The 19,259-nt window shown below is 73.0% G+C and carries 19 protein-coding genes; 10 read left to right on the top strand and 9 right to left on the bottom strand.

Annotation, left to right across the window (positions count from 1 at the left end; translation table 11 throughout):
• The gene (trxA, locus tag F1721_RS12485) at nucleotides 1-354 is read right to left on the bottom strand and encodes a thioredoxin (RefSeq protein ID WP_150066786.1); all 354 of its coding nucleotides are present in this window, start codon (nucleotides 352-354) and stop codon (nucleotides 1-3) included.
• Between the two features lie 79 nt (nucleotides 355-433).
• Nucleotides 434-3,295: an FAD-binding and (Fe-S)-binding domain-containing protein gene (locus F1721_RS12480; protein ID WP_150066785.1), complete on the bottom strand. Its 2,862-nt coding sequence runs from the start codon at nucleotides 3,293-3,295 to the stop codon at nucleotides 434-436.
• 186 nt (nucleotides 3,296-3,481) lie between these two features.
• On the opposite strand from F1721_RS12480, the gene fabG reads away from it, so the two are divergent.
• The 3 genes from fabG to F1721_RS12465 all read left to right on the top strand — a co-directional run bounded on the left by fabG (nucleotide 3,482) and on the right by F1721_RS12465 (nucleotide 6,206).
• The gene (gene fabG, locus F1721_RS12475) at nucleotides 3,482-4,186 is read left to right on the top strand and encodes a 3-oxoacyl-ACP reductase FabG (RefSeq protein WP_150066784.1); all 705 of its coding nucleotides are present in this window, start codon (nucleotides 3,482-3,484) and stop codon (nucleotides 4,184-4,186) included.
• 164 nt (nucleotides 4,187-4,350) lie between these two features.
• Entirely contained in the window at nucleotides 4,351-5,118 is a 768-nt protein-coding gene (gene fabI / locus F1721_RS12470) for an enoyl-ACP reductase FabI (protein WP_150066783.1), read from the top strand.
• 68 nt (nucleotides 5,119-5,186) lie between these two features.
• A complete protein-coding gene (locus tag F1721_RS12465; RefSeq protein WP_150066782.1) occupies nucleotides 5,187-6,206 on the top strand; it encodes a ferrochelatase in 1,020 nt (339 codons plus the stop codon).
• A gap of 48 nt (nucleotides 6,207-6,254) precedes the next feature.
• Here F1721_RS12465 and F1721_RS12460 read toward each other — a convergent pair whose 3' ends face one another.
• The 3 genes from F1721_RS12460 to F1721_RS12450 all read right to left on the bottom strand — a co-directional run bounded on the left by F1721_RS12460 (nucleotide 6,255) and on the right by F1721_RS12450 (nucleotide 9,557).
• The gene (locus F1721_RS12460) at nucleotides 6,255-6,860 is read right to left on the bottom strand and encodes a dioxygenase family protein (RefSeq protein ID WP_150066781.1); all 606 of its coding nucleotides are present in this window, start codon (nucleotides 6,858-6,860) and stop codon (nucleotides 6,255-6,257) included.
• Nucleotides 6,861-6,997: 137 nt separating this feature from the next.
• Nucleotides 6,998-8,869, bottom strand: a complete 1,872-nt coding sequence (locus F1721_RS12455; RefSeq protein WP_211840444.1) for an ATP-binding protein — start codon at nucleotides 8,867-8,869, stop codon at nucleotides 6,998-7,000.
• On the bottom strand, nucleotides 8,853-9,557 hold the full coding sequence (locus F1721_RS12450; protein ID WP_211840443.1) for a response regulator transcription factor: 705 nt from the start codon (nucleotides 9,555-9,557) through the stop codon (nucleotides 8,853-8,855). Before F1721_RS12450 ends, F1721_RS12455 begins: the two co-directional genes overlap by 17 nt.
• Nucleotides 9,558-9,741: 184 nt before the next feature.
• Here F1721_RS12450 and F1721_RS34390 point away from each other — a divergent pair, with 184 nt between their 5' ends.
• Nucleotides 9,742-10,050: a Tat pathway signal sequence domain protein gene (locus F1721_RS34390; protein ID WP_170301461.1), complete on the top strand. Its 309-nt coding sequence runs from the start codon at nucleotides 9,742-9,744 to the stop codon at nucleotides 10,048-10,050.
• A 10-nt stretch (nucleotides 10,051-10,060) separates the two neighbouring features.
• Entirely contained in the window at nucleotides 10,061-10,696 is a 636-nt protein-coding gene (locus F1721_RS12440; RefSeq protein ID WP_150066778.1) for a class F sortase, read from the top strand.
• Nucleotides 10,697-10,699: 3 nt separating this feature from the next.
• On the opposite strand, the gene F1721_RS12435 is transcribed toward F1721_RS12440, so the two are convergent.
• Entirely contained in the window at nucleotides 10,700-11,515 is an 816-nt protein-coding gene (locus F1721_RS12435) for a UbiA family prenyltransferase (protein WP_246154738.1), read from the bottom strand.
• A 27-nt stretch (nucleotides 11,516-11,542) separates the two neighbouring features.
• Here F1721_RS12435 and F1721_RS12430 point away from each other — a divergent pair, with 27 nt between their 5' ends.
• From F1721_RS12430 to F1721_RS12415, 4 genes are read left to right on the top strand one after another with little or no spacing between them, the layout of a single operon-like run.
• On the top strand, nucleotides 11,543-12,262 hold the full coding sequence (locus F1721_RS12430; protein ID WP_150066777.1) for a methyltransferase domain-containing protein: 720 nt from the start codon (nucleotides 11,543-11,545) through the stop codon (nucleotides 12,260-12,262).
• A 6-nt stretch (nucleotides 12,263-12,268) separates the two neighbouring features.
• Complete coding sequence (locus F1721_RS12425) at nucleotides 12,269-13,447, top strand: acyl-CoA dehydrogenase family protein (protein WP_211840442.1); 1,179 nt, start codon at nucleotides 12,269-12,271, stop codon at nucleotides 13,445-13,447.
• Nucleotides 13,441-14,481, top strand: coding sequence for a type III polyketide synthase (locus F1721_RS12420; RefSeq protein WP_170301473.1), 1,041 nt, complete (start codon nucleotides 13,441-13,443; stop codon nucleotides 14,479-14,481). The genes F1721_RS12425 and F1721_RS12420 overlap by 7 nt, the downstream gene beginning before the upstream one ends.
• A complete protein-coding gene (locus F1721_RS12415) occupies nucleotides 14,478-15,185 on the top strand; it encodes a YqjF family protein (protein ID WP_150066775.1) in 708 nt (235 codons plus the stop codon). Before F1721_RS12420 ends, F1721_RS12415 begins: the two co-directional genes overlap by 4 nt.
• Nucleotides 15,186-15,247: 62 nt before the next feature.
• Here F1721_RS12415 and F1721_RS12410 read toward each other — a convergent pair whose 3' ends face one another.
• From F1721_RS12410 to F1721_RS12400, 3 genes are all read right to left on the bottom strand, one after another.
• A complete protein-coding gene (locus F1721_RS12410; RefSeq protein WP_150066774.1) occupies nucleotides 15,248-15,769 on the bottom strand; it encodes a lytic polysaccharide monooxygenase auxiliary activity family 9 protein in 522 nt (173 codons plus the stop codon).
• A gap of 282 nt (nucleotides 15,770-16,051) precedes the next feature.
• On the bottom strand, nucleotides 16,052-17,233 hold the full coding sequence (locus F1721_RS12405; protein ID WP_150066773.1) for an esterase-like activity of phytase family protein: 1,182 nt from the start codon (nucleotides 17,231-17,233) through the stop codon (nucleotides 16,052-16,054).
• 42 nt (nucleotides 17,234-17,275) lie between these two features.
• Nucleotides 17,276-18,034, bottom strand: a complete 759-nt coding sequence (locus F1721_RS12400; RefSeq protein WP_150066772.1) for an AraC family transcriptional regulator — start codon at nucleotides 18,032-18,034, stop codon at nucleotides 17,276-17,278.
• Here F1721_RS12400 and F1721_RS12395 point away from each other — a divergent pair.
• Complete coding sequence (locus F1721_RS12395; RefSeq protein WP_246154735.1) at nucleotides 18,033-19,253, top strand: MFS transporter; 1,221 nt, start codon at nucleotides 18,033-18,035, stop codon at nucleotides 19,251-19,253. The genes F1721_RS12400 and F1721_RS12395 overlap by 2 nt on opposite strands.
• Nucleotides 19,254-19,259 lie beyond the last annotated feature (6 nt).

The following is a 19,259-nucleotide window of genomic DNA, read 5'->3' as shown; positions in this document are numbered from 1 at the left end:
TCAGCTGCTGACGTTCTGGCGGACCTCGTCCATGTCCAGGTCGCGGGCCTGGCCGACGAGGTCCTCGAGGACGTTCTCCGGCAGCGCGCCCGCCTGCTGGAAGACCAGCACCTTGTCGCGGATGACGGCCAGCGTCGGGATGGACTGGACGTCGAACGCACCGGCCAGCTCCGGCTGGGCCTCGGTGTCGACCTTGGCGAAGACGATGTCCTCGTGCTTGTCGGAGGTGCGTTCGAAGACCGGGGCGAACTGGCGGCACGGACCGCACCAGGACGCCCAGAAGTCGATGATCACGAAGCTGTCGTCGGTGACGACCTCCTCGAAGTTGTCCTTGGTGAGCTCGACCGTCGCCATCTGCGTTCCCTCCTGCGGTTGGGTACCGGGACAACGCGGTGCGCCCGGTCCGGCATTCCCCCGGCGGTTGTCGGTTCGGTCACCGCCGGGTCCGGTCGAGGGTACGGGCGACGAGGGTGGCCAGGTGGACGGGCTCGATCCCGGCGGTCTGGCGCAGCTGGGTGCGGCAGCTGAAGCCGTCGGCGACGACGTCGGTCCCGGGGTCGGCGGCGCGCACGGCCGGGAGCAGGCCCTGCTCGGCGCAGGCGATCGAGACGTCGTGGTGGCCGCGCTCGAAGCCGAAGTTGCCCGCCAGCCCGCAGCACCCGGCGTCGAGCACCTGCGCTCGCGTCCCGGTGGCGTCCAATGTGGCCTGATCGGCGGTGAACCCGAGGTCGGCGTGCTGGTGGCAGTGGACCTGCACCAACGCTTGGCGGTCCTGGGCGGGTTGCTGCCACCGCTCGCGGGTCGGTTCCACCCACTCCGCGAAGGTGCGGGTCGCCGCGGCCAGGGCGGCCACGTCGAGGTCGTCCGGGGCGAGCTCCAGCGCGTCGTTGCGCAGGAACGCGGTGCAGCTGGGTTCCAGGCCGATCACCGGCAGGCCCCGGTCCAGCAGCGGGCGCAGCGCGCGGGCGGTGCGGCGGACCGCGCGGCGGGCGGTGCCGAGCTGGCCGGTGGAGTGCCAGGTCAGTCCACAGCAGACCGGTCGGCGGGGGATTTCCACGGCGTGGCCGAGGGCTTCGAGCGCGGCGACCGCGTCGCGCCCGATGTGCGGGTCGAAGTGGTTGGTGAAGGTGTCGGGGAAGAGCACCACCCGTGCGGTGGTGCCGTTGCGCGGACCTCGCTCGGACCACCACGCCTGTAGTGTTCGCGGGGCCAGCTGCGGCACCGCGCGCCGCGCGTCGATCCCGCCGAGCCGCTTGAGCGCCGGTGCCAGCGGTCCGGACAGCACCCGGTTGACCAGCTGCGGGGCGTGCTGGCCGAGCTTCAGCCACAGCGGGAGGAAGCCCATCGAGTAGTGCGCGGCCGGGCGCAGCCGGTGCCGGTAGTGCTGGTGCAGGAACTCCGCCTTGTAGGTGGCCATGTCGACGTCGACCGGGCAGTCGGACTTGCAGCCCTTGCAGGACAGGCACAGGTCCAGCGCCTCGCGGACCTCCGGGGACCGCCAGCCGCGCTGGACGACGCGCCCGGCAAGCATCTCGAACAGCAGGTGGGCCCGGCCTCGGGTGGAGTGCATCTCCTCGCGGGTCGCCCGGTAGCTCGGGCACATCACCCCACCCGTGGTGTTCAGGCACTTGCCCATGCCGACGCAGCGGCGGGTCGCGGCGGCCAGGTCGCCGGAGTCGGCGTGCAGCGCCAGCGTCGTGCGCGTCGGGATCCGCGCGGGGGCGACCAGCGGGCGCACGTCGGCGTCGACCGGTCGCGGGTGGACGATCTGCCCGGGGTTGAGCAGCCCGTGCGGGTCGAAGGCCGCCTTGAACCGCTCGAACGCCCGGATCACCTCCGGCGGGTACATCCGGGACAGCAGCGCGGAGCGGGCCTGGCCGTCGCCGTGCTCGCCGGAGACCGAGCCTCCGTGCGCCACCACCAGGTCCGCCGCGGCCTCCAGGAACGAGCGGTACTCCGCGGTGCCGGGGCCGGAGAGCAGGTCGAAGTCGATGCGGACGTGGATGCACCCGTCGCCGTAGTGGCCGTAGGTCACGCCGCGGCGGCCGAACCGGGCCAGCAGCGCGTCGAACTCCCGCAGGTAGGAGCCCAGCTGCTCGGGCGGGACGGCGGCGTCCTCCCAGCCCGACCAGCGCTCCGACCCGGCCATCCGGGTCGAGTACCCGGAGCCCTCCTCGCGGATCTTCCACAGCGCCGCGATCCGCGCCGGATCGGTGTGCACGACGCTCTCCGCGCGCTCGCCCATCGCGCGGACGATGGCGTCGGCCGCGGCTTCGGCCTCCCCGCGGTCCGCGCCGCCGCTCTCCACCAGCAGCCAGCTGCGCCCGCCGGGCAGCAGCGGCAACGCCGGGGAGGCGGGGTTGCGCAGCCGCACCACGTCGACCAGTTCGGAGCTGAGCCCCTCGATGGCCAGCGCCCCCAGCCCGCGCAGCCGGGGCACCTCGTCGGCCGCGGCGTAGGTGTCGGGAAACCCGAGCACGGTCAGGGCCCGCGCCGGGGGCGAGGGCACCAGCTCGACGGTCGCGCCCAGCACCACCGCGCAGCTGCCCTCGGTGCCGACCAGCGCCCGGGCCAGGTGGAAGCCGTTCTCCGGCAGCAGCTGGTCGAGGTTGTAGCCCGATACCCGGCGCGCCAGGTCGGGGAAGGAGCGGCGGACCAGGTCCGCGACGTCGTCGCGCAGCGCCCGCAGGTCCTGGTGCAGCCGCCCGACGCGGTCGCCGCGCGCGCAGAGGGCGTCCAGCTGCTCGGGCGAGGTCGCGCCGACCTCCAGCCGGGTGCCGTCGGAGAGCAGCACGTCCAGCGAGTGCACGTTGTCGACGGTCTTCCCCCAGGCCACCGAGTGCGTCCCGCAGGAGTTGTTGCCGATCATCCCGCCGAGCGTGCACCGGCTGTGCGTGGAGGGGTCGGGGCCGAAGGTCAACCCGTGCCCGGCCACCGCGGAGCGCAGCGAGTCCAGCACCACCCCGGGCTGCACGCGGGCCAGCCTGCGGTCGGCGTCGATGTCGACGATCCGGTTCAGGTGGCGGGCGAAGTCCAGGACCAGCCCGGTCCCGATCGCGTTGCCCGCGATGCTGGTGCCCGCCCCGCGCGTGGTGATCGGCACACCGTGGTGCCGTGCGATGTCGACGGTGGCGGCCACGTCGTCCTCGTCGCGCGGGAAGACCACGCCGGTCGGCACCTGGCGGTAGTTGGAGGCGTCGGTGGCGTAGAGCGCGCGGGTGCCGGGGTCGAAGCGCGCGGGGCCGGACAGCGCGGCGCGCAGCTCGGCGACGAGGTCAGCGGGTGGATTGTCCATCGGAACGCCTCCCGGGTCGGTGGGTGATCGGCCGCATAGCGCAGTCTGCCCGCCGTCGGAGGTGTAGGCGCACCACGACACGGTGCCCCGTTTTCTGTATGGAGGCGACGAGCGGTCGTCTCCACCGAACGGATAATGTCGCGGCTGAACCGAATCTTGCGGCATCGTTTCGAGGGGAGATCCACAGTGGCACGGTCCGTACTGGTGACCGGCGGGAACCGCGGCATCGGATTGGCCATCGCGAAGGCGTTCCAGGCCGCCGGGGACAAGGTCGCGGTCACGCACCGCGGATCGGGCGCACCGGAGGGGCTGTTCGGGGTGCAGTGCGACGTCACCGACCCGGAGCAGGTCGCGGCGGCCTTCGACGAGGTCGAGGCCGCGCACGGCCGGGTCGAGGTGCTGGTGGCCAACGCCGGCATCACCGACGACACCCTGCTGCTGCGGATGAGCGAGGAGCAGTTCGGCCGGGTCATCGACGCCAACCTGGCCGGTTCCTACCGGGTGGCCAAGCGCGCGGCCAGCAGCATGCTGCGCAACCGCAAGGGCCGGATGATCTTCATCTCGTCGGTGGTCGGGCTCTCCGGCGGCGCCGGGCAGGCCAACTACGCGGCGAGCAAGGCGGGCCTGGTCGGCCTGGCCCGCTCGATCGCCCGCGAGCTGGGCTCGCGCAGCATCACCGCGAACGTGGTCGCCCCCGGTTTCGTCACCACGGACATGACCGACGCGCTGTCCGAGGAGCGCAAGAAGGAGATCTTCGGCCAGATCCCGCTGGCCAGGTTCGCCGCCCCGGAGGAGGTCGCGGGCACCGTGCAGTGGCTGGCCTCCGACGCGGCCGCCTACATCACCGGCGCGGTGATCCCGGTCGACGGCGGCCTCGGAATGGGCCACTGACAGAACCTGATTCCAGGCTCGTTTTGCGTGGCGGTGCAGGTGGCGGAACCTCAGACGCCGCGGTGCCGGTTGCGAGGGTGGGCTAGGCGGCTGGCGCCGCTTCAAAGACAAAAGACCAGGACCAGGCAGTCCGGTACCTGGGGAGAAGCACAGCGGAGGATTTCGTGAGCGGTTTGCTCGAAGGCAAGCGGATTCTGATCACCGGCGTGATCACCGACTCGTCGATCGCGTTCCACGCGGCCAAGGTCGCCCAGGAGCAGGGTGCTGAGGTGGTGCTCACCGGGTTCGGCCGGATGAGCCTGGTCGAGCGCATCGCGACCCGGCTGCCCAAGCCCGCGCCCGTGCTCGAGCTGGACGTGACCAGCAGCGAGCACCTGGACAGCCTGGCCGACCGGGTCCGCGAGCACGTCGACGGGCTCGACGGCGTGCTGCACTCGATCGGTTTCGCCCCGGCGTCGTGCCTGGGCGGCGACTTCCTGGCCGCGCCGTGGGAGGACGTCTCCACCGCGCTGGAGGTGTCGGCCTACTCGCTGAAGTCGCTGGCCACCGCGACCCTCCCGCTGATGGGCGAGGGCGGCTCGATCGTCGGGATGGACTTCGACGCGCGCGTGGCCTGGCCGTCCTACGACTGGATGGGCGTGGCCAAGGCGGCGCTGGAGTCGACCTCCCGCTACCTGGCCCGCGAGCTGGGCCCGAAGGGCGTCCGGGTCAACCTGGTCTCGGCCGGTCCGGTGCGGACCATGGCGGCCAAGTCGATCCCCGGCTTCGCCGATCTGGAGGCCGGGTGGGGCGACCGCGCGCCGCTGGGCTGGGACGTCAACGACCCGGAGCCGGTGGCCAAGTCGATCTGCGCGGTGCTGTCGGACTGGCTGCCCAAGACCACCGGTTCGATGATCATGGTCGACGGCGGCGTGCACGCCCTCGGCGTCTGAGTGTGGCCGAGCGCGCAGCCGGTGCCCCCGGCTGCGCGCGACCGGGGCGGCGCAGCCATCATGGTCCGGTGAGCTTTGACGCGTTGCTGTTCCTGTCGTTCGGAGGACCGGAGGGACCGGATGAGGTCCGGCCGTTCCTGGAGAACGTGACCAGAGGCAGGGGAGTTCCGCCGGAACGCCTCGACGAGGTCGCCGAGCACTACCACCACTTCGGCGGGGTGTCGCCGATCAACCGGCTCAACAAGGAGATCATCGCCGCGCTGGAGGCCGAGCTGGCCGCGCAGGGCCGCGAGCTGCCGGTCTACTTCGGCAACCGCAACTGGCACCCGATGGTGGAGGACACCGTCGCGAAGATGGCCGACGACGGGGTGCGGCGCGCGCTGGTGTTCGCGACGTCGGCGTGGGGCGGCTACTCGGGGTGCAAGCAGTACCACGAGGACATCGCCCGGGCGCGGGAAGCGGTCGGCGAGCGGGCGCCGGAGCTGGTGAAGCTGCGCCAGTTCTTCGACCACCCGCTGTTCGTCGAGGCCAACGCGGACGCGGTGCGCCGGGCGTTCGAGGAGCTGGACCCGGCGCAGCGGGAGCAGGCGCGGCTGGTGTTCACCGCGCACTCCATCCCGCTGCGGGCCGACGAGCAGGAGGGCCCGGACGGCCAGCCGCGGTGGTACTCCCGCCAGGTCGCCGAGGCCGCCCGGCTGGTCGCCGAGGCGGTCGGCGTGGACGGCTACGACGTGGTGTGGCAGTCCCGCTCCGGGCCGCCGCAGGTGCCGTGGCTGGAGCCGGACATCTGCGACCACCTGGACGACCTGCACGCCAAGGGGGTGCAGGCGGTGGTGGTCAGCCCGGTCGGCTTCGTCTCCGACCACCTCGAGGTCATCTGGGACCTGGACAACGAGGCCAAGGACAAGGCCGCGGAGCTGGGCATGGGCTTCGCCCGGGCGGGGACGGCCGGGCCGGACCCGCGGTTCGCGAAGCTGATCGTCGAACTCGTCGCCGAGCACACCGACGGCGCCGAGGTCCGCAAGCTCTCGGACCTCCCGGCGGCGGGCTCCACCACCAACGGGCAGCCCTGCGCCCCCGGCTGCTGACCTGACGCGAGCGGCGCCCCCGACCGCCGGTCGGGGGCGCCGCTCGCGTCAGGTCAGGTCGAGGACGAAGTCGAAGGTGGCGTTGGAGCCCTGGACGTCCATCAGCAGCGCCGGGTCGAAGATCGCGTCCCAGTCGTTGCCGGGCTCGCCCGGGAAGTACAGCTGGGTGGTCAGGATCGGCTGGTTCGGGGCCTGGACCTTGACGTGGACGTGCCGGGTGCGGCCCGGGTACAGGCCGGGCACGATCGTGTCCAGCTGGAAGCGGCCGTCGGTGGAGGTGAACTGGTGGCCGCGGCCGCGGTAGCCGACGTTGTCGTAGTTGCCCGCGTTGTCGGCCTGCCAGAAGTCCAGCAGCACCCGGTCCAGCGGGGTGCACGAGCGGCTGTAGACGACCCCGGTGATGGTCAGCGCCGTGCCGGGCATGTCGCCGCGCAGGTCGCTGCGCTCCGGGGAGTTCGGCTTGAAGTACGGGCCCTCCATCTGCGGGGGCGTCGGGTCGTCCCCGTCGTCGCACATCGGGGTGGGGGTCAGCGGTCCGGCGGCGGCGCGGGGTGCGCGCACCACCTCGCTGGCGACCGCGGGGAGGGTGACCGCGGTGGCCAGGCCGGCTTTGAGGAACGTGGCTCGACGGATCCGCCGTTCTTCCTCGGTCATGAGCGAGCCGCCTTTCGGGGGAAATGCACGAAAATGGTGTGAACCATTTCACGTCGGGTCGCTCGCCCCGGCGACAGCGGAAAGTTGGTACAGGTGTAGACGAAAAGTGCTAAGCGGCCGCGGGTGCACCTTTCGGCCTAGTCGTCGGTGCTCCGCTCGGCGATGTCCACTGTGGACTTCATCGCGGGGAGGCGGATGGTGAACGTCGTGCCGACTCCCACGGTGCTGCGCACTTCGATGCTGCCGCCGTGCACGTCCACCAGGTGGTGCGTGATCGCCAGGCCCAGCCCGCTGCCGCCGCCGTGCCTGCCGCGCGACTTCTCCGCGCGCCAGAAGCGGTCGAAGACGTGCGGCAAGGCTTCGGCGTCGATGCCGACCCCGGTGTCGCTGACGTCGATGAGCACCTCGTCGGCCACCCGACGCGCCCGCAGCTCGACGCGCCCGCCCGCAGGCGTGTAGCGCAGCGCGTTGGACACCAGGTTGCCCAGCGCCTGGCGCAGCCGGGTGGGATCGGCGGCCAGGTCCGGATCGCCCTCGACGGCGGCGATCAGCTCGACGCCGCCCGCCTCGGCGCGACCGCGGTGCGCGGCGGCGACGTGCTCCAGGAGCGCGCCGAGGTGCACCGGTTCGGGGTAGACGCGCAGCTTCCCCGCGTCGGCGAGCGCGAGGTCCTGCAGGTCGTCGACGAGGTGCTGCAGCAGCAGGGTTTCCTCCAGCAGCGAGGCCACCAGCGGTTGGTCCAGGGTGGCCACACCGTCCTGCGCCGCCTCCAGCCAGCCGCGCACGTTCACCAGCGGGGTGCGCAGTTCGTGCGCGACGTCGCTGACCATCGTCCTGCGCTGCTGCTCGGTGCGCTCGACCTGCTCGGACATCGCGTTGAACGCCGCGGCGAGCTCGCCGATCTCGCCGCGCGCGCCGGTGCGCACCCGCGCGGAGCGGTCGCCGCCGCCCATCCGCCGGGCCGCCGCGGTGATCGCGTGGATCGGGCGGACCAGGCGGCTGGCGGCCAGCGCGGTCAGGCCGACGGTGAGCACCAGCACCACCAGCGCCGTCCACGCGATCCGCGAGATGCCCACAGTGGACAGATCGGTGGCCGCCCGGTCGCCGCCCGGCTTGGTGATGAACAGCTGTGCCGCGGGTGAGACGTGGGCGCCGAGCTGCTCCCGACGTGCGGCGTCCACGCAGCGCTGGTCCTCCGGTGCGGCGCGCAGCCCGTCCGGCCAGGTGGTCTCGGCCGCGTCGGCGGGCAGCGGGTCCGCGCCCTGCCTGGCCAGGCAGGCGTTGGCCAGCTCCAGCAGCTCGGCGTTGGCGGTGCGCTCGGTTTCGGTGGTCGTCGTCGGAGCCGCGCACGAATCCGGCGGCGGAGCCGCGGGAACCGACGACTCCGGTGCCGGGACCTCGGCGGGCACCGCTCTCGGCGGCTCACCGGGTGCGTCCGCCGACCGCGACCGCTTCTGCTGCGGTTCGGCGGCGACGATCTCGACCGTTGAACGCCCGTTGGGCAGCTCGACGATCCGGCCGTCCGAGCCGGTCCGCCGCAGGCACCCGAGCTGGCGTTGCGCTTCGGCGGCCAGCTTCGCGCGCTCGGCCGCGGTCAGCTGGTAGGGGCCGACGGCCCGCGGGTCGATCGTGGCGCCGGGCTTGAGCACCGGGTCGACGGCGAGCGGGTCGACCACGGCCGACGGCGTCCGCGGCAGCGGGGTGTCCTGCGGGTCCCCGGAATCGGCGATCGGCGCCCGCGCCGGGGTGGTCAGCGCGATGCGCCGACCGGTGCGCTCGGACAGCTTGGCCACCACGTCCTGCACCCCGGACCACTGCGGGTGACCGGCGGCGTAGCCGAGCAGCGCGTCGTAGATCTTGGCGTCGGTGGCCAGGCTCTCGCCGATCTCCTGGTTGATCGCCCCGCTGGTGCTCTGCGCGGCCAGCCACGCGGTCGCCCCGATCGAGCACCCGGCCACCACCACCGACATGGCCAGCAGCCGGGCCAGCAGGCTATGCCGACGCGCCATCGGGGCAGTCCCGCAACTTGTACCCGACGCCGTAGACGGTGAGCAGCCGGACCGGTCGGCGGGGATCCGGTTCGAGCTTGCGGCGCAGGTTCATCACGTGCACGTCGATGGTGCACTCGGTGATGAACTTGTCCATCCCGAAGGCCTGGCTGAGCAGCTGACCGCGGGTGAAGGCCCGGCCGGGTTCGGCGGCCAGCGCCGCCAGCACCCGGAACTCCGCGGGGGTGCAGTCGAGCGCGGTGCCGCCCAGCGTGACCTCGTGCCGCTGCTCGTCGACCACCAGGTCTCCGACGCGCAGCGGCTGGTGGCCGCGGTCCTGCACGCGCCGCACCCGCCGCAGGATCGCGCGCACGCGGGCGGCGAGCTGGCGCGGGCTGTAGGGCTTGGTGATGTAGTCGTCGGCCCCGAGGTCCAGGCCGAGCAGCACGTCGTCCTCCGTGGTCCGCGCGGTCAGCAGCACGATCGGCACGTCCGACTCGGCGCGCAGGATCCGGCACACGTCCAGCCCGTCCACCTTGGGCATCATCACGTCGAGCACGACCAGGTCCGGTTTGCGCCGCCGCGCCTCGTCGATCGCCGCCCGGCCGTCGGCGACCACCACCACCCGGTGGTCGTCGCGCTCCAGATATCTCCGGATGAGTTCGGCCTGCTTGGGGTCGTCCTCGGCGACCAGCACGTGTGCGCTCACGCGGCGCATTATCGCTTCCGCCGGTGCGCTGCGGTGATCCGGACGCCGCACCTGAACAGGATCTTCACATCCGGCGAAGCCGAACAAGTTCTTCACGTCGAGCAGACCGGATCTTGAGAAGCGCGCCCCAAGCTGGTCGGTGTCCGGAGCTCCCGGACCGATCGAACGGAGAGGACGCACGCAGATGAAGCTTGGTCGTACCTTCGCGGCTGCCGCCCTGCTCGGAGCCGCGGCGCTGCCGCTGACCGCGGCGGTCAGCTGGGCGGACGAGCCCAACGCCGTCCCGGCGCCGCAGGAGAGCAAGCCCGCGGCGGAGCCGGAGAAGGCGGACGGTCGCGGGCAGGTCTCGCAGCGGCCGGTCGGCACCCCGGAAACCGGTGGTGGACCGGAGGAATCCTTCGGCCCGGCCGCGTTCGGCGGCGCGGCCGCGGTCGCGGCCCTGGGCGGTGGCGCTGCGGTCGTGCTGCGCCGTCGGCGTGCGGGCGCGAACTGAGGCGTCCGAGATGGACGTGCCTTCCCGCGCACGGGGGCACCGGGGCGGTCGCGCGACCGCCCCGGTCCTCGTGGCCGCCGCGCTCTCCTTGGTGCTGTCGGGATGTTCGGCGGCCGACCAGCCCCTGGACCTCGGCACCACCACCGCGCCACAGCAGGTGCAGGCCGCGACCGCGCTGGCGCCCTCGCCCCCGACGTGGATCGAGGTTCCCCGGATCGACGCGCGGTCCTCGCTGGTCCCGCTGGGGCTCAACCCCGATCGGACGGTCGAGCTCCCGTCGGTGCACGAACCGATGCAGGCCGGTTGGTACCGGTACAGCCCGACACCCGGCGCGGTCGGGCCAGCAGTGGTGCTCGGGCACGTCAACGGCGACGGCCAGGACGGCGTCTTCGCGCGGTTGCGGGAGTTGCAGCCCGGGGACGAGATCCGGATCGGTCGCCAGGACGGGCAGGTCGCCCGGTTCGTGGTGCACCGCATGGCGCAGGAGCCCAAGAGCGGCTTCCCGGCCGACGAGGTCTACGGCGACACCGCCGATCCGCAGCTGCGGCTGATCACCTGCGGTGGGGCCTTCGACGGCACCGCGCGCAGCTACCGGGACAACATCATCGCCTTCGCCACCTTCACCGGAACCGTCCCGAGTGGATAGTGCTCAGACGCCGTTGCCCAGCAGGACGACGACGTCGAGCAGCGCGACCAGGATCACGGCGTGGAAAGCGGCGCGGGACCCGGGACGGCGGCCCAGCACGAGCCCGGCGCCGAGCAGCACCACCGCCAGCGCGAGCAGCAGCAGCCCGGCGGGGGAGACACCGACCGGACCGAGCACGAGCAGCGCGGCGGTGGCCAGGACCAGAACCGACGCGACCGCAGTGCTTCTCACCGCGCCCAGCCGGTGCGGCAGACCGCGCACGCCGGTGGCGTCGTCGTCGGCGATGTCCGGCAGCACGTTCACGAAGTGCGCTGCCGAGCCCAGCAGCGCTGCGGCCAGCACCAGCCACGACGGCGGCCCAGCGGCGTTTCCGAGCGTCACGAACACGGGCAGCAGTCCGAAGGAGACGGCGTAGGGCAGCACCGAGAACGCCGTCGACTTCAGCCCGAGGTCGTACGCCCAGGCCGACCCCAGCGCGACCAGGTGCGCCGCCGTCGCCGCGATGCCGAACGGGAGCGACAGCAGCACTGCGACCGGTGCCGAGACGACGACCGCGACCAGCACCGCCCGCCGGGACACCGCACCGGCCGCCACCGGTTTGCCAGTGCGGCCCACCTGCGCGTCGCGATCGGCGTCGACGAGATCGTTGAGCCAGCCGACGGACAGCTGCCCGGGCAGCACCGCGGCGACCACGCCCAGCACCGCGAGCGCTCCGCCGCCCACCGCCGCGGCCAGTCCGGCGGTCATCGCGGTGACCGCCAGCGCGGGGATCGGGTGCGCGGCGCGGAGCAGCGCGGACGCGGTTGCGAAGTGCCGCACCCGGCCGAGTGTGCCAGCCTGGAGCGCATGGCACGCGGCGGCACGCGGACCGCGCTGCGCAACGACCCGCAGCTCTACGAGACCTGCGCCGATCAGTGGTGGCAACCGCGGGGCGTGTTCGCGATGCTGCACTGGCTCGCCGCCGCCCGCGCAGCACTCGTGCCCACCGCACCGCGGACGGGCGCGGTCCTGGTCGACCTGGGGTGCGGGGCCGGGCTGCTGGCGCCGCACGTGGCGGACAAGGGCTACCGGCACATCGGCGTGGACCGGTCGCCGAGCGCGTTGCGGCAGGCCACCGAGCACGGCGTGCAGCCGCTGGTCGGCGACGTGCAGGCAGTTCCGCTCGCGGCGGCCAGCGCGGATTGCGTTGTGGCGGGGCAGATCCTGGAGCACGTGGCGGACTTGCGCGCCGCGGTCGCCGAAGCCTGCCGGATCCTGCGGCCCGGCGGTCTGCTGGTGCTGGACACGCTGGCCGCGACCGCCCTGTGCCGGGTGCTGGCCATCGACGTCGCCGAACGGCTGCCCGGTATCGCGCCGCGCGGCGTGCACGACCCCGCGCTGCTGGTCGACCGCGGTGTGCTTGCAGGCGAAGCGGCCCGGCACGGCGTCGAACTGGCCTTGCGGGGGCTGCGGCCGTCGCTGCGGGACCTGGTGGCGTGGTCCGCCGGACGGCGCAGTGCCGTTCGCATGGTTCCGATGCGCGCCACCGCCGTGCTGTTCCAGGCCATCGGGTGGAAGAAGGGGTGAACGCCGGTGTCGCTGCCAGCTGCGTCCGCGCAGGAGGTGGTGCGCGATCTCGTGCCGCGCATCGCCGCGCGCGCCGAGCACTACGACGCCGGGGGCACCTTCCCCGCCGAGGACTTCGCCGACCTGCGCGACCGCGGGCTGTTGGGACTCATGGTCCCCCGGGAGCTGGGCGGATTCGGCGCTTCGTTCGCCGACTACGCCGCCGTGGCGTCCGAGCTCGCCACCGGAGCCGGGGCCACCGCGCTGATCTTCAACATGCACGCCTCGGTGACCGGTGCCCTCGCGCACACGCCGGACGACCTGCTCCAACAGCTCGGTGCGCCGGAGAGCTGCTTCGACGCGCGCGACCGGCTGCTGTCCGACGCCGCCGACGGGGCGCTGTACGCGGTGGCGATGAGCGAGCGCGGCAGCGGATCGCGGCTGTCGCGCACCACCACCGGGTACCGGCGAGGGGACCGCGGGTTCCGCATCACCGGCCGCAAGGCGTTCGTCTCCGGCGCGGGGCACGCCGACGCCTACCTGGTCACCGCCAAGGACGTCGACGGCACCGAACCCAAGGTGTCGTACTTCCTGGTCCCGGCCGGGGAGGGCGTCCAGGTCGAACCGACCTGGGATTCGCTGGGCATGCGCGCCACCGGCAGCCACGACGTGCACTTCGACGTCGCCGTCGGCCCGGACGCGCTGCTCGGCGGCTTGGAAGGCCTGACGTTGCTGGTCGCGCAGGTGATGCCGCAGTGGCTGGTCGCCTCCTACGCCGCGGTGTACGTCGGAGTCGCCCGCTCGGCCTTGCGCGTGGGCAGCGCGCACCTGCGCGAGCGCGGGCTGCACGGCCTTCCGGCGGTGCGCAACCGGATGGGGCGCGCTGATGCCGCGGTTGCGGCGGCCGAAGCGGTCGTGCAGGAGGCCGCGCGACGCGTGGCGCAGCAGCCCGGCGAGCCGGAGACGAACCGCTGGGTGTGGCGGGCGAAGCTGGTCGCGGGCGACACCGCCGCGCAGGTGGCCTCCTCGGTGCTGGAAGCGGCGGGCACCTCGGCCACCAGGCGCGGGCACCCGCTGGAGCGCATCTACCGCGACGCCCGCTGCGGCGCGCTGCAACCGGCGACCTCCGACGTCTGCGCCGACTGGCTCGGCGTCGCCGCGCTCGGCGGCGATCCCGACCGCGACACCGAAGCACCGCGCTGGTGACCCCGGCGATCACCGGGTTCGGCTCGGCGCTGCCGGACACCGCCGAGCAGACCGAGCTGTGGCACGGCTTCTTCGCCGCGCACTTCGGCGACAGCGCCTTGGCGCGGCGGCTGTTCTCGGCGGTCGGGGTGCACCGCAGGCACACCGTGGCCAACCCGGTCGAGGAAGACCTCTCCGGGTGGTCGACAGCAGCCCGGATGCGCCGCTTCGACGAACAGGCGCCGCCCCTGGGGCACCGCGCGGTGCGCACCGCGTTGTCCGCGGCGGGACTCGACCCGCAGGAGATCGGCCTGCTCACCGTCGCCTCCTGCACCGGCTACGGCACGCCGGGCCTGGACATCAAGCTCGCCGGATCGCTGGGCCTGCGCCCGGACCTGCGGCGGCTGTTCGTCGGGCACATGGGCTGCTACGCGGCCCTCCCGGCGCTCGGCGGCGTGGTCGACTTCGTCGCCGCGCGAGGTCAGCCCGCCGTCCTGCTGTGCCTGGAGCTGACCTCGCTGCACATCCAGCCGCCCACCGCCGACCCGCAGCAGATCGTCTCGCACGCGCTGTTCGGCGACGCGGCGGTGGCGGTGGTCGTGCACCCGCGCGCGGCCGGGCTCGCGGTGACCGACCTGGTGGCGTTCACCGACACCAGCGGGCTCGACCACATGACCTGGGACATCACCGATCTCGGCTTCCGGATGGGCCTGTCGCCGCAGGTGCCCGACGTGCTGGCCCGCCACCTCGGCCCGGTGGTCGGCGACCTGCTCGACCGCAACGGGCTCGACCTGGCCGACGTCACCGGCTGGGCCGTGCACCCCGGCGGACCGCGCATCCTCGACACCGTGGAGGAGACCTTGGGCCTGCCCGCGAAAGCGCTGCGGGAATCGCGGAACGTCCTGGCGGAGCACGGGAACTGCTCCTCGGCGACGCTGCTGCTCGTCCTCCACGAGTTGACCACCAGCGGTATGCGACCCGGAAGTCACGTGGTGGCACTGGCTTTCGGGCCGGGATTGACGCTCTACGCCGCGTTGCTGAGGGTGACCGGATGACCGAACCGCTGACGCTCACCGCCCCGCACCGCATCCGCTGGTCGCTGACCGACCAGATCTGGCGCGACGTGGTGTTCGCCCACTGGCCGTGCGACCCGGCGCTGCTGCGACCGGTCCTGCCGCGCGGCACGAGCCCCGACGTGTTCGCCGGTTCCGCCTGGATCGGCCTGATCGGCCTGCGGATGACCGTCACCTCGGTGCTCGGCGTGCCGACACCGCACGAGTTCCGCGACTTCGCCGAGGTCAACGTCCGCACCTACGCCGTCGACGAGCGCGGTCGCCGGGGGCTGGTGTTCCTGAGCATGGAGGCGTCGAACCGCACCTTCGTGCGGGCCGCGCGCGCCGCGGCCGGTCTGCCGTACCGGTTCGCCCGCGTGGAACGCACGTGCAGCGGCAGGAGGATCGACTACCGCGTGGAACGCGGCGACGTGGGGCTGGAACTGCAGGTGCGGCGCGGACCGCGCATCGCCGCGGACGAGGCCGCCCGGTTCGCCACCGCGCGCTGGCGGATGTTCTCCACCTGGCACGGGCATCCGCTGCACACCCCGGCCGAGCACGAACCGTGGGCCCTGCACAGCGCGGAACTGCTGTCCTGCGCGGACTTCGGGCTGATCGCCTCGCTCGGCCTGCCGACCCCGGACCGGCCGGTGGCGCTCACCGCGTCCAGAGTGGACGCCCGGTTCGGCGCGCCGAGCGGGTTGTGACAGGCGGCGGGCCCGCCTCCGGGATCGGAGTGCGGGCCCGCCCTTTCACCGGAAGTGGTCCGTCAGTTGCCGCCGACGTTGACGTCGATGCAGGCGTAGAAGGCGTTGGCGGTGTCGGCGACGTTCCACACCGCCAGGACCTTCTGCGGACCGCTGACGCCGCTGAGGTCCACGGTGTGCGACAGCTGGTTCGGCGGCTGCTTGCCGCCCTGGTCGAACACGGCGACCCGGTTGCCGCCGATGAAGTACTCCCAGGTGCTGGTGGCGTGCGCGGCGGTGAGCGTCCAGTTGAACGTCACCGAGTTGCCGACCGGGGTGACCGTCCAGCCCTTGCTGTCGTCGTCCAGCTCGGCGAACGCCTGGTTGCCGCCGCTGCAGCTGGTCAGGCCCTTGGGGCCCTCGACGCTCTGCGGCTCGTACTTGATCGGGCCGCACGGGACGGTGCCCGCGGCGCACTGCGCCTGGCGGCTGGGCGGGGAGTCGATGTAGCCGTGCGCGCTGGCGGTGCTGGTCGGGATCGCCACCAGGAAGGGCGCGATCGCTGCACCGACTGCGGCGGCGGCGAGCTTCGGCTTTCTGTTCATCTCAGCTCCTTCGGGGGAGACCGCGCCCAGCGACGTCGGACGTCCTGGTAGCGGCGCTGTTGGAACCTGGCCGAGGAAGGGGAGAGGGGCACTCCGACGACCGCGGGTTCACCGGCGCTTAACCGTGCGAACCGTGGTCTGGACCATAAGTGGGCGATTTGGCGGAGGTCAAGATTTGCGCGTTGCTCGAACCGCGACGCGTTTTTCCCAAGCAGGTTCCCGTTTTTCCCGAAAGCGCGGAGGGCGCGACCCCCGCTCGGGGTCGCGCCCTCCGGTGGTCGGTCAGCGGACCGCGATGGCGATCAGCTGGGTCTGCTGGTGCGGCGAGAAGTTGTTGTCGCTGACCACGAGCAGGACCCGCTCGCCGGTGGGCAGCCGCGGCCCCCAGCTCAGACCTTCCACGTTGTCGGTGTACGGCAGGCCGAGCTCGTCGAGGTCGGCGACCAGCTCCTTGCGCACCGGGCGGAAGTCGCCGTCGGCGAGCGAATGCCGGTTCAGCACGTCGTCGGCCCCGGCGGTGCTGAACTCGTAGATCCGCCCCTTGGTCCCCACCCCGCTGGCGTAGCCGCGCTCCAGCGCCAGGAAGCTGTCCGGCTCGTCACCGGCCAGCAGCGAGGAGATGCCGTTGGTGTTCCACTCGTTCGGCGGCTGCGGTTCGGCGAACAGCGGTTCCACCGGGTAGGCGTACTGCGCGACGGGGCGGCCGGAGCGGTCGTGGACCGTGATCCGGCTGAACGCGCCGTGATCGGCGTTGGCGGACGGCCCGTCCTGCTCCAGCGGGCCTTCCAGCGCGGAGACCAGCTGGCTGCCGTCCCGGGTGTAGGTCAGACCCTCGAAGGTCTCGTTGACCCGCGGCCCGGTCCCGCCGGTGGTCATCTTCTCGTTGGGCGCGGTCGGCAGGTCGCGGACGTACCGCCCTTCGCGGGTGGAGATCCGCAGCGCCGGGTCCATCAGGACCGTTCCGGCCGCCGAGCCGTCCGGCGGGATGTTGCGCTGGCCCTCGTTGGTCCAGGCGACCGCGCCGGTGAGCGGGTCGACCCGCAGCTCCTCCGGATCCACCGTGCCCAGCGCGTTGCGCGCGGCCTTCGGCACCCGGTGCTGCTCGTCGCGCCAGGTGTCGATCGTCGGGTAGGTGCGGCCGTCCGGGCGCCGGAACTGGTGCACCTCGGTGAAGTCCACGTCCTCGATGCCCCGCTCGGTCACCGCGATGGTCGCGCGGTAGTACCGGGCGGGCGCGTAGTCGGACCAGTCGTCGCTGACCAGCACGAAGTCACCGCTGCGGCGGTCGTGGTCGATCGACGACAGCCCGCCGACCGGGGTGCCGCCGACCCGGAGCTCGTGCGGCACGACGTAGCTGCCGAGCAGCCGGGCGTCGTCGGCCTGGGCCGCGGCGGGCAGCGCGGAGGGGAGCAGCAGCGCGGCGGCGGCGGTGGTGAGCACCGCCGAGCGGGTTCGGATTCGCATGATCCGCAGCCAACCGGCCGGTGATCACCACCGCCATCCTGATCACGCCTCCGGGTGATGCCCGGTGGGCTGCTTCCCCGGGGTGTGCCCGAAGGTCCGGCGGAAGACCTCGATGAACGCGCTGGCCGAGGACCAGCCGGTGCGGTGCGCCACCGAGGTGACGGCCTCGCCGTCGGCGAGCAGGCGCAGCGCGTGGCAGAGGCGCAGCTGGGTTCGCCACTGCGGGAAGGTCATCCGCATCTCGGCCCGGAACAGGCGGCTCAGCGTGCGCTCGCTCGCCCCGACCTGCGCGCCCAGCGCGGTCAGGGCCCGCTGGTCGGCCGGGTCCTCGTCGAGCAGCGCGCAGACCGCGACCAGCCGGGGATCGCGCGGGCTGGGCAGCCGGATCGGCTGCTCCGGGGCGCGGCGGAGCTGGTCGAGCAGGACCGCGCGCAGCCGCTTGCGCTCGGCGTCGCTGGCGAACTCGTCCCGGGTGCAGGCCAGGATCAGCTCCCGCAGCAGCGGTTCGACCGCCAGCACTGCGGGCGAGTGCAGCCGCAGCGGGTTCGCGCTGGTGGGCAGCCCGACGGTGTGCAGGTCGGTTTCGCCGTAAGCGCGGTGCTCGTGCACCATCCCGGCCGGGATCCACAGGGCTCGGGTCCCGGGCGCGATCCAGGTGCCCGCCTCGGTGGTCACCGAGAGCACGCCGCGCCCGGCGTAGACGATCTGGTGGTCGTCGTGCCGGTGGGCGTCGACCCCGGAACCGGCGGGCATGCGGCGCAGCGCGGTGGGCGCCCGCGGCTGGTGGCGGATTTTCGACATGAGCTGGCAGTTTATCGGAAGCGCGACACCGGTGCGGCGGCTCAAGATCGGGACCGTGACGCAGAACATGACCCGGTCCGTGGGGCTGCTGGCCGTCGGCCACGCGGGCGTGGACATCTACCAGGGCGCGGTCCCGGCGGTGGTGCCGTTCCTGGTGCTCGAACGGCATTACGGCTACGTGGCGGTGTCCGGCGTCGTGCTGGCCGCGACGCTGCTGTCGTCCATCGTGCAACCGGTCTTCGGGGCGCTGACCGACCGCGTGCGGATGCCGTGGGCGATCCCGGTGAGCATGACGACGGCCGGGCTCGGCGTGGCGCTGTGCGGCGTCGGCGACTCCTACCCGCTGACCTGGCTCGCGGTCGCGCTCTCCGGCCTGGGGGTGGCGGCCTACCACCCGGAGGCGGCCCGGCTCGCCCGCGCCGCCTCCGGCGGCAGCCACCTGGCGATGAGCTGGTTCTCCCTCGGCGGCAACATCGGTTTCGCACTGGCGCCGGTGGTGGTGGCGCCGATCCTGTCCGCGGGCGGTCTGGCGGCCTCCCCGTGGCTGTTCATCCCGGCGCTGCTGGGCGGACTGGTCACGGTGGCCGCGCTCCGCTCGATCACCGCCGCGACCGGTTCCGCCGCGGCCGGACCGGCCAGGCGGGGCACCGACGACTGGCCGGTCTTCCTGCGGCTGACCGCGATCATCATCTTCCGCTCCATCGTCTACATCGGACTGAGCGCGTTCGTCGCGCTGTGGGTGCAGCAGCGCAGCGGCGGTGGTGAGACCGCTGGTGCGGTGGCGTTGTTCGTGCTGTTCGCCGGGGGAGCGGTCGGCACCCTGCTCGGCGGCAGGCTCGCCTCGTCCTGGGGTCGCACCCGGACGCTGCGCCTGGCTTACGCCGCCACGATCCCGGCGATGGCCGGAGTCGTCTGGGCGCCCGGCGTTTCGGTGTACGTCTTCGTCGCGCTGGTCGCCGTCCTGCTGTACGTGCCGTTCTCGCTGCACGTCACGCTCGGCCAGGACTACCTGCCCAACCGCATCGGCACCGCCAGCGGGGTGACGCTCGGCCTGGCGGTGAGCGTCGGCGGCATCGCCACACCGGTGCTCGGGCTGGTCGCCGAGCTGGCTGACCTGCGCACCGCCCTGGCGACCCTGCTGATGTTCCCGGTGCTGGCCTGGCTGCTGGCCCGGACGCTGCCCGAACCGGCCGTGCTGGAAACCGCGGGCAGCCGCTGAAACCCG

Source organism: Saccharopolyspora hirsuta, assembly GCF_008630535.1.
Classification (GTDB): Bacteria; Actinomycetota; Actinomycetes; order Mycobacteriales; family Pseudonocardiaceae; genus Saccharopolyspora; species Saccharopolyspora hirsuta.
This window is presented reverse-complemented; position numbering and strand designations above follow the sequence as displayed.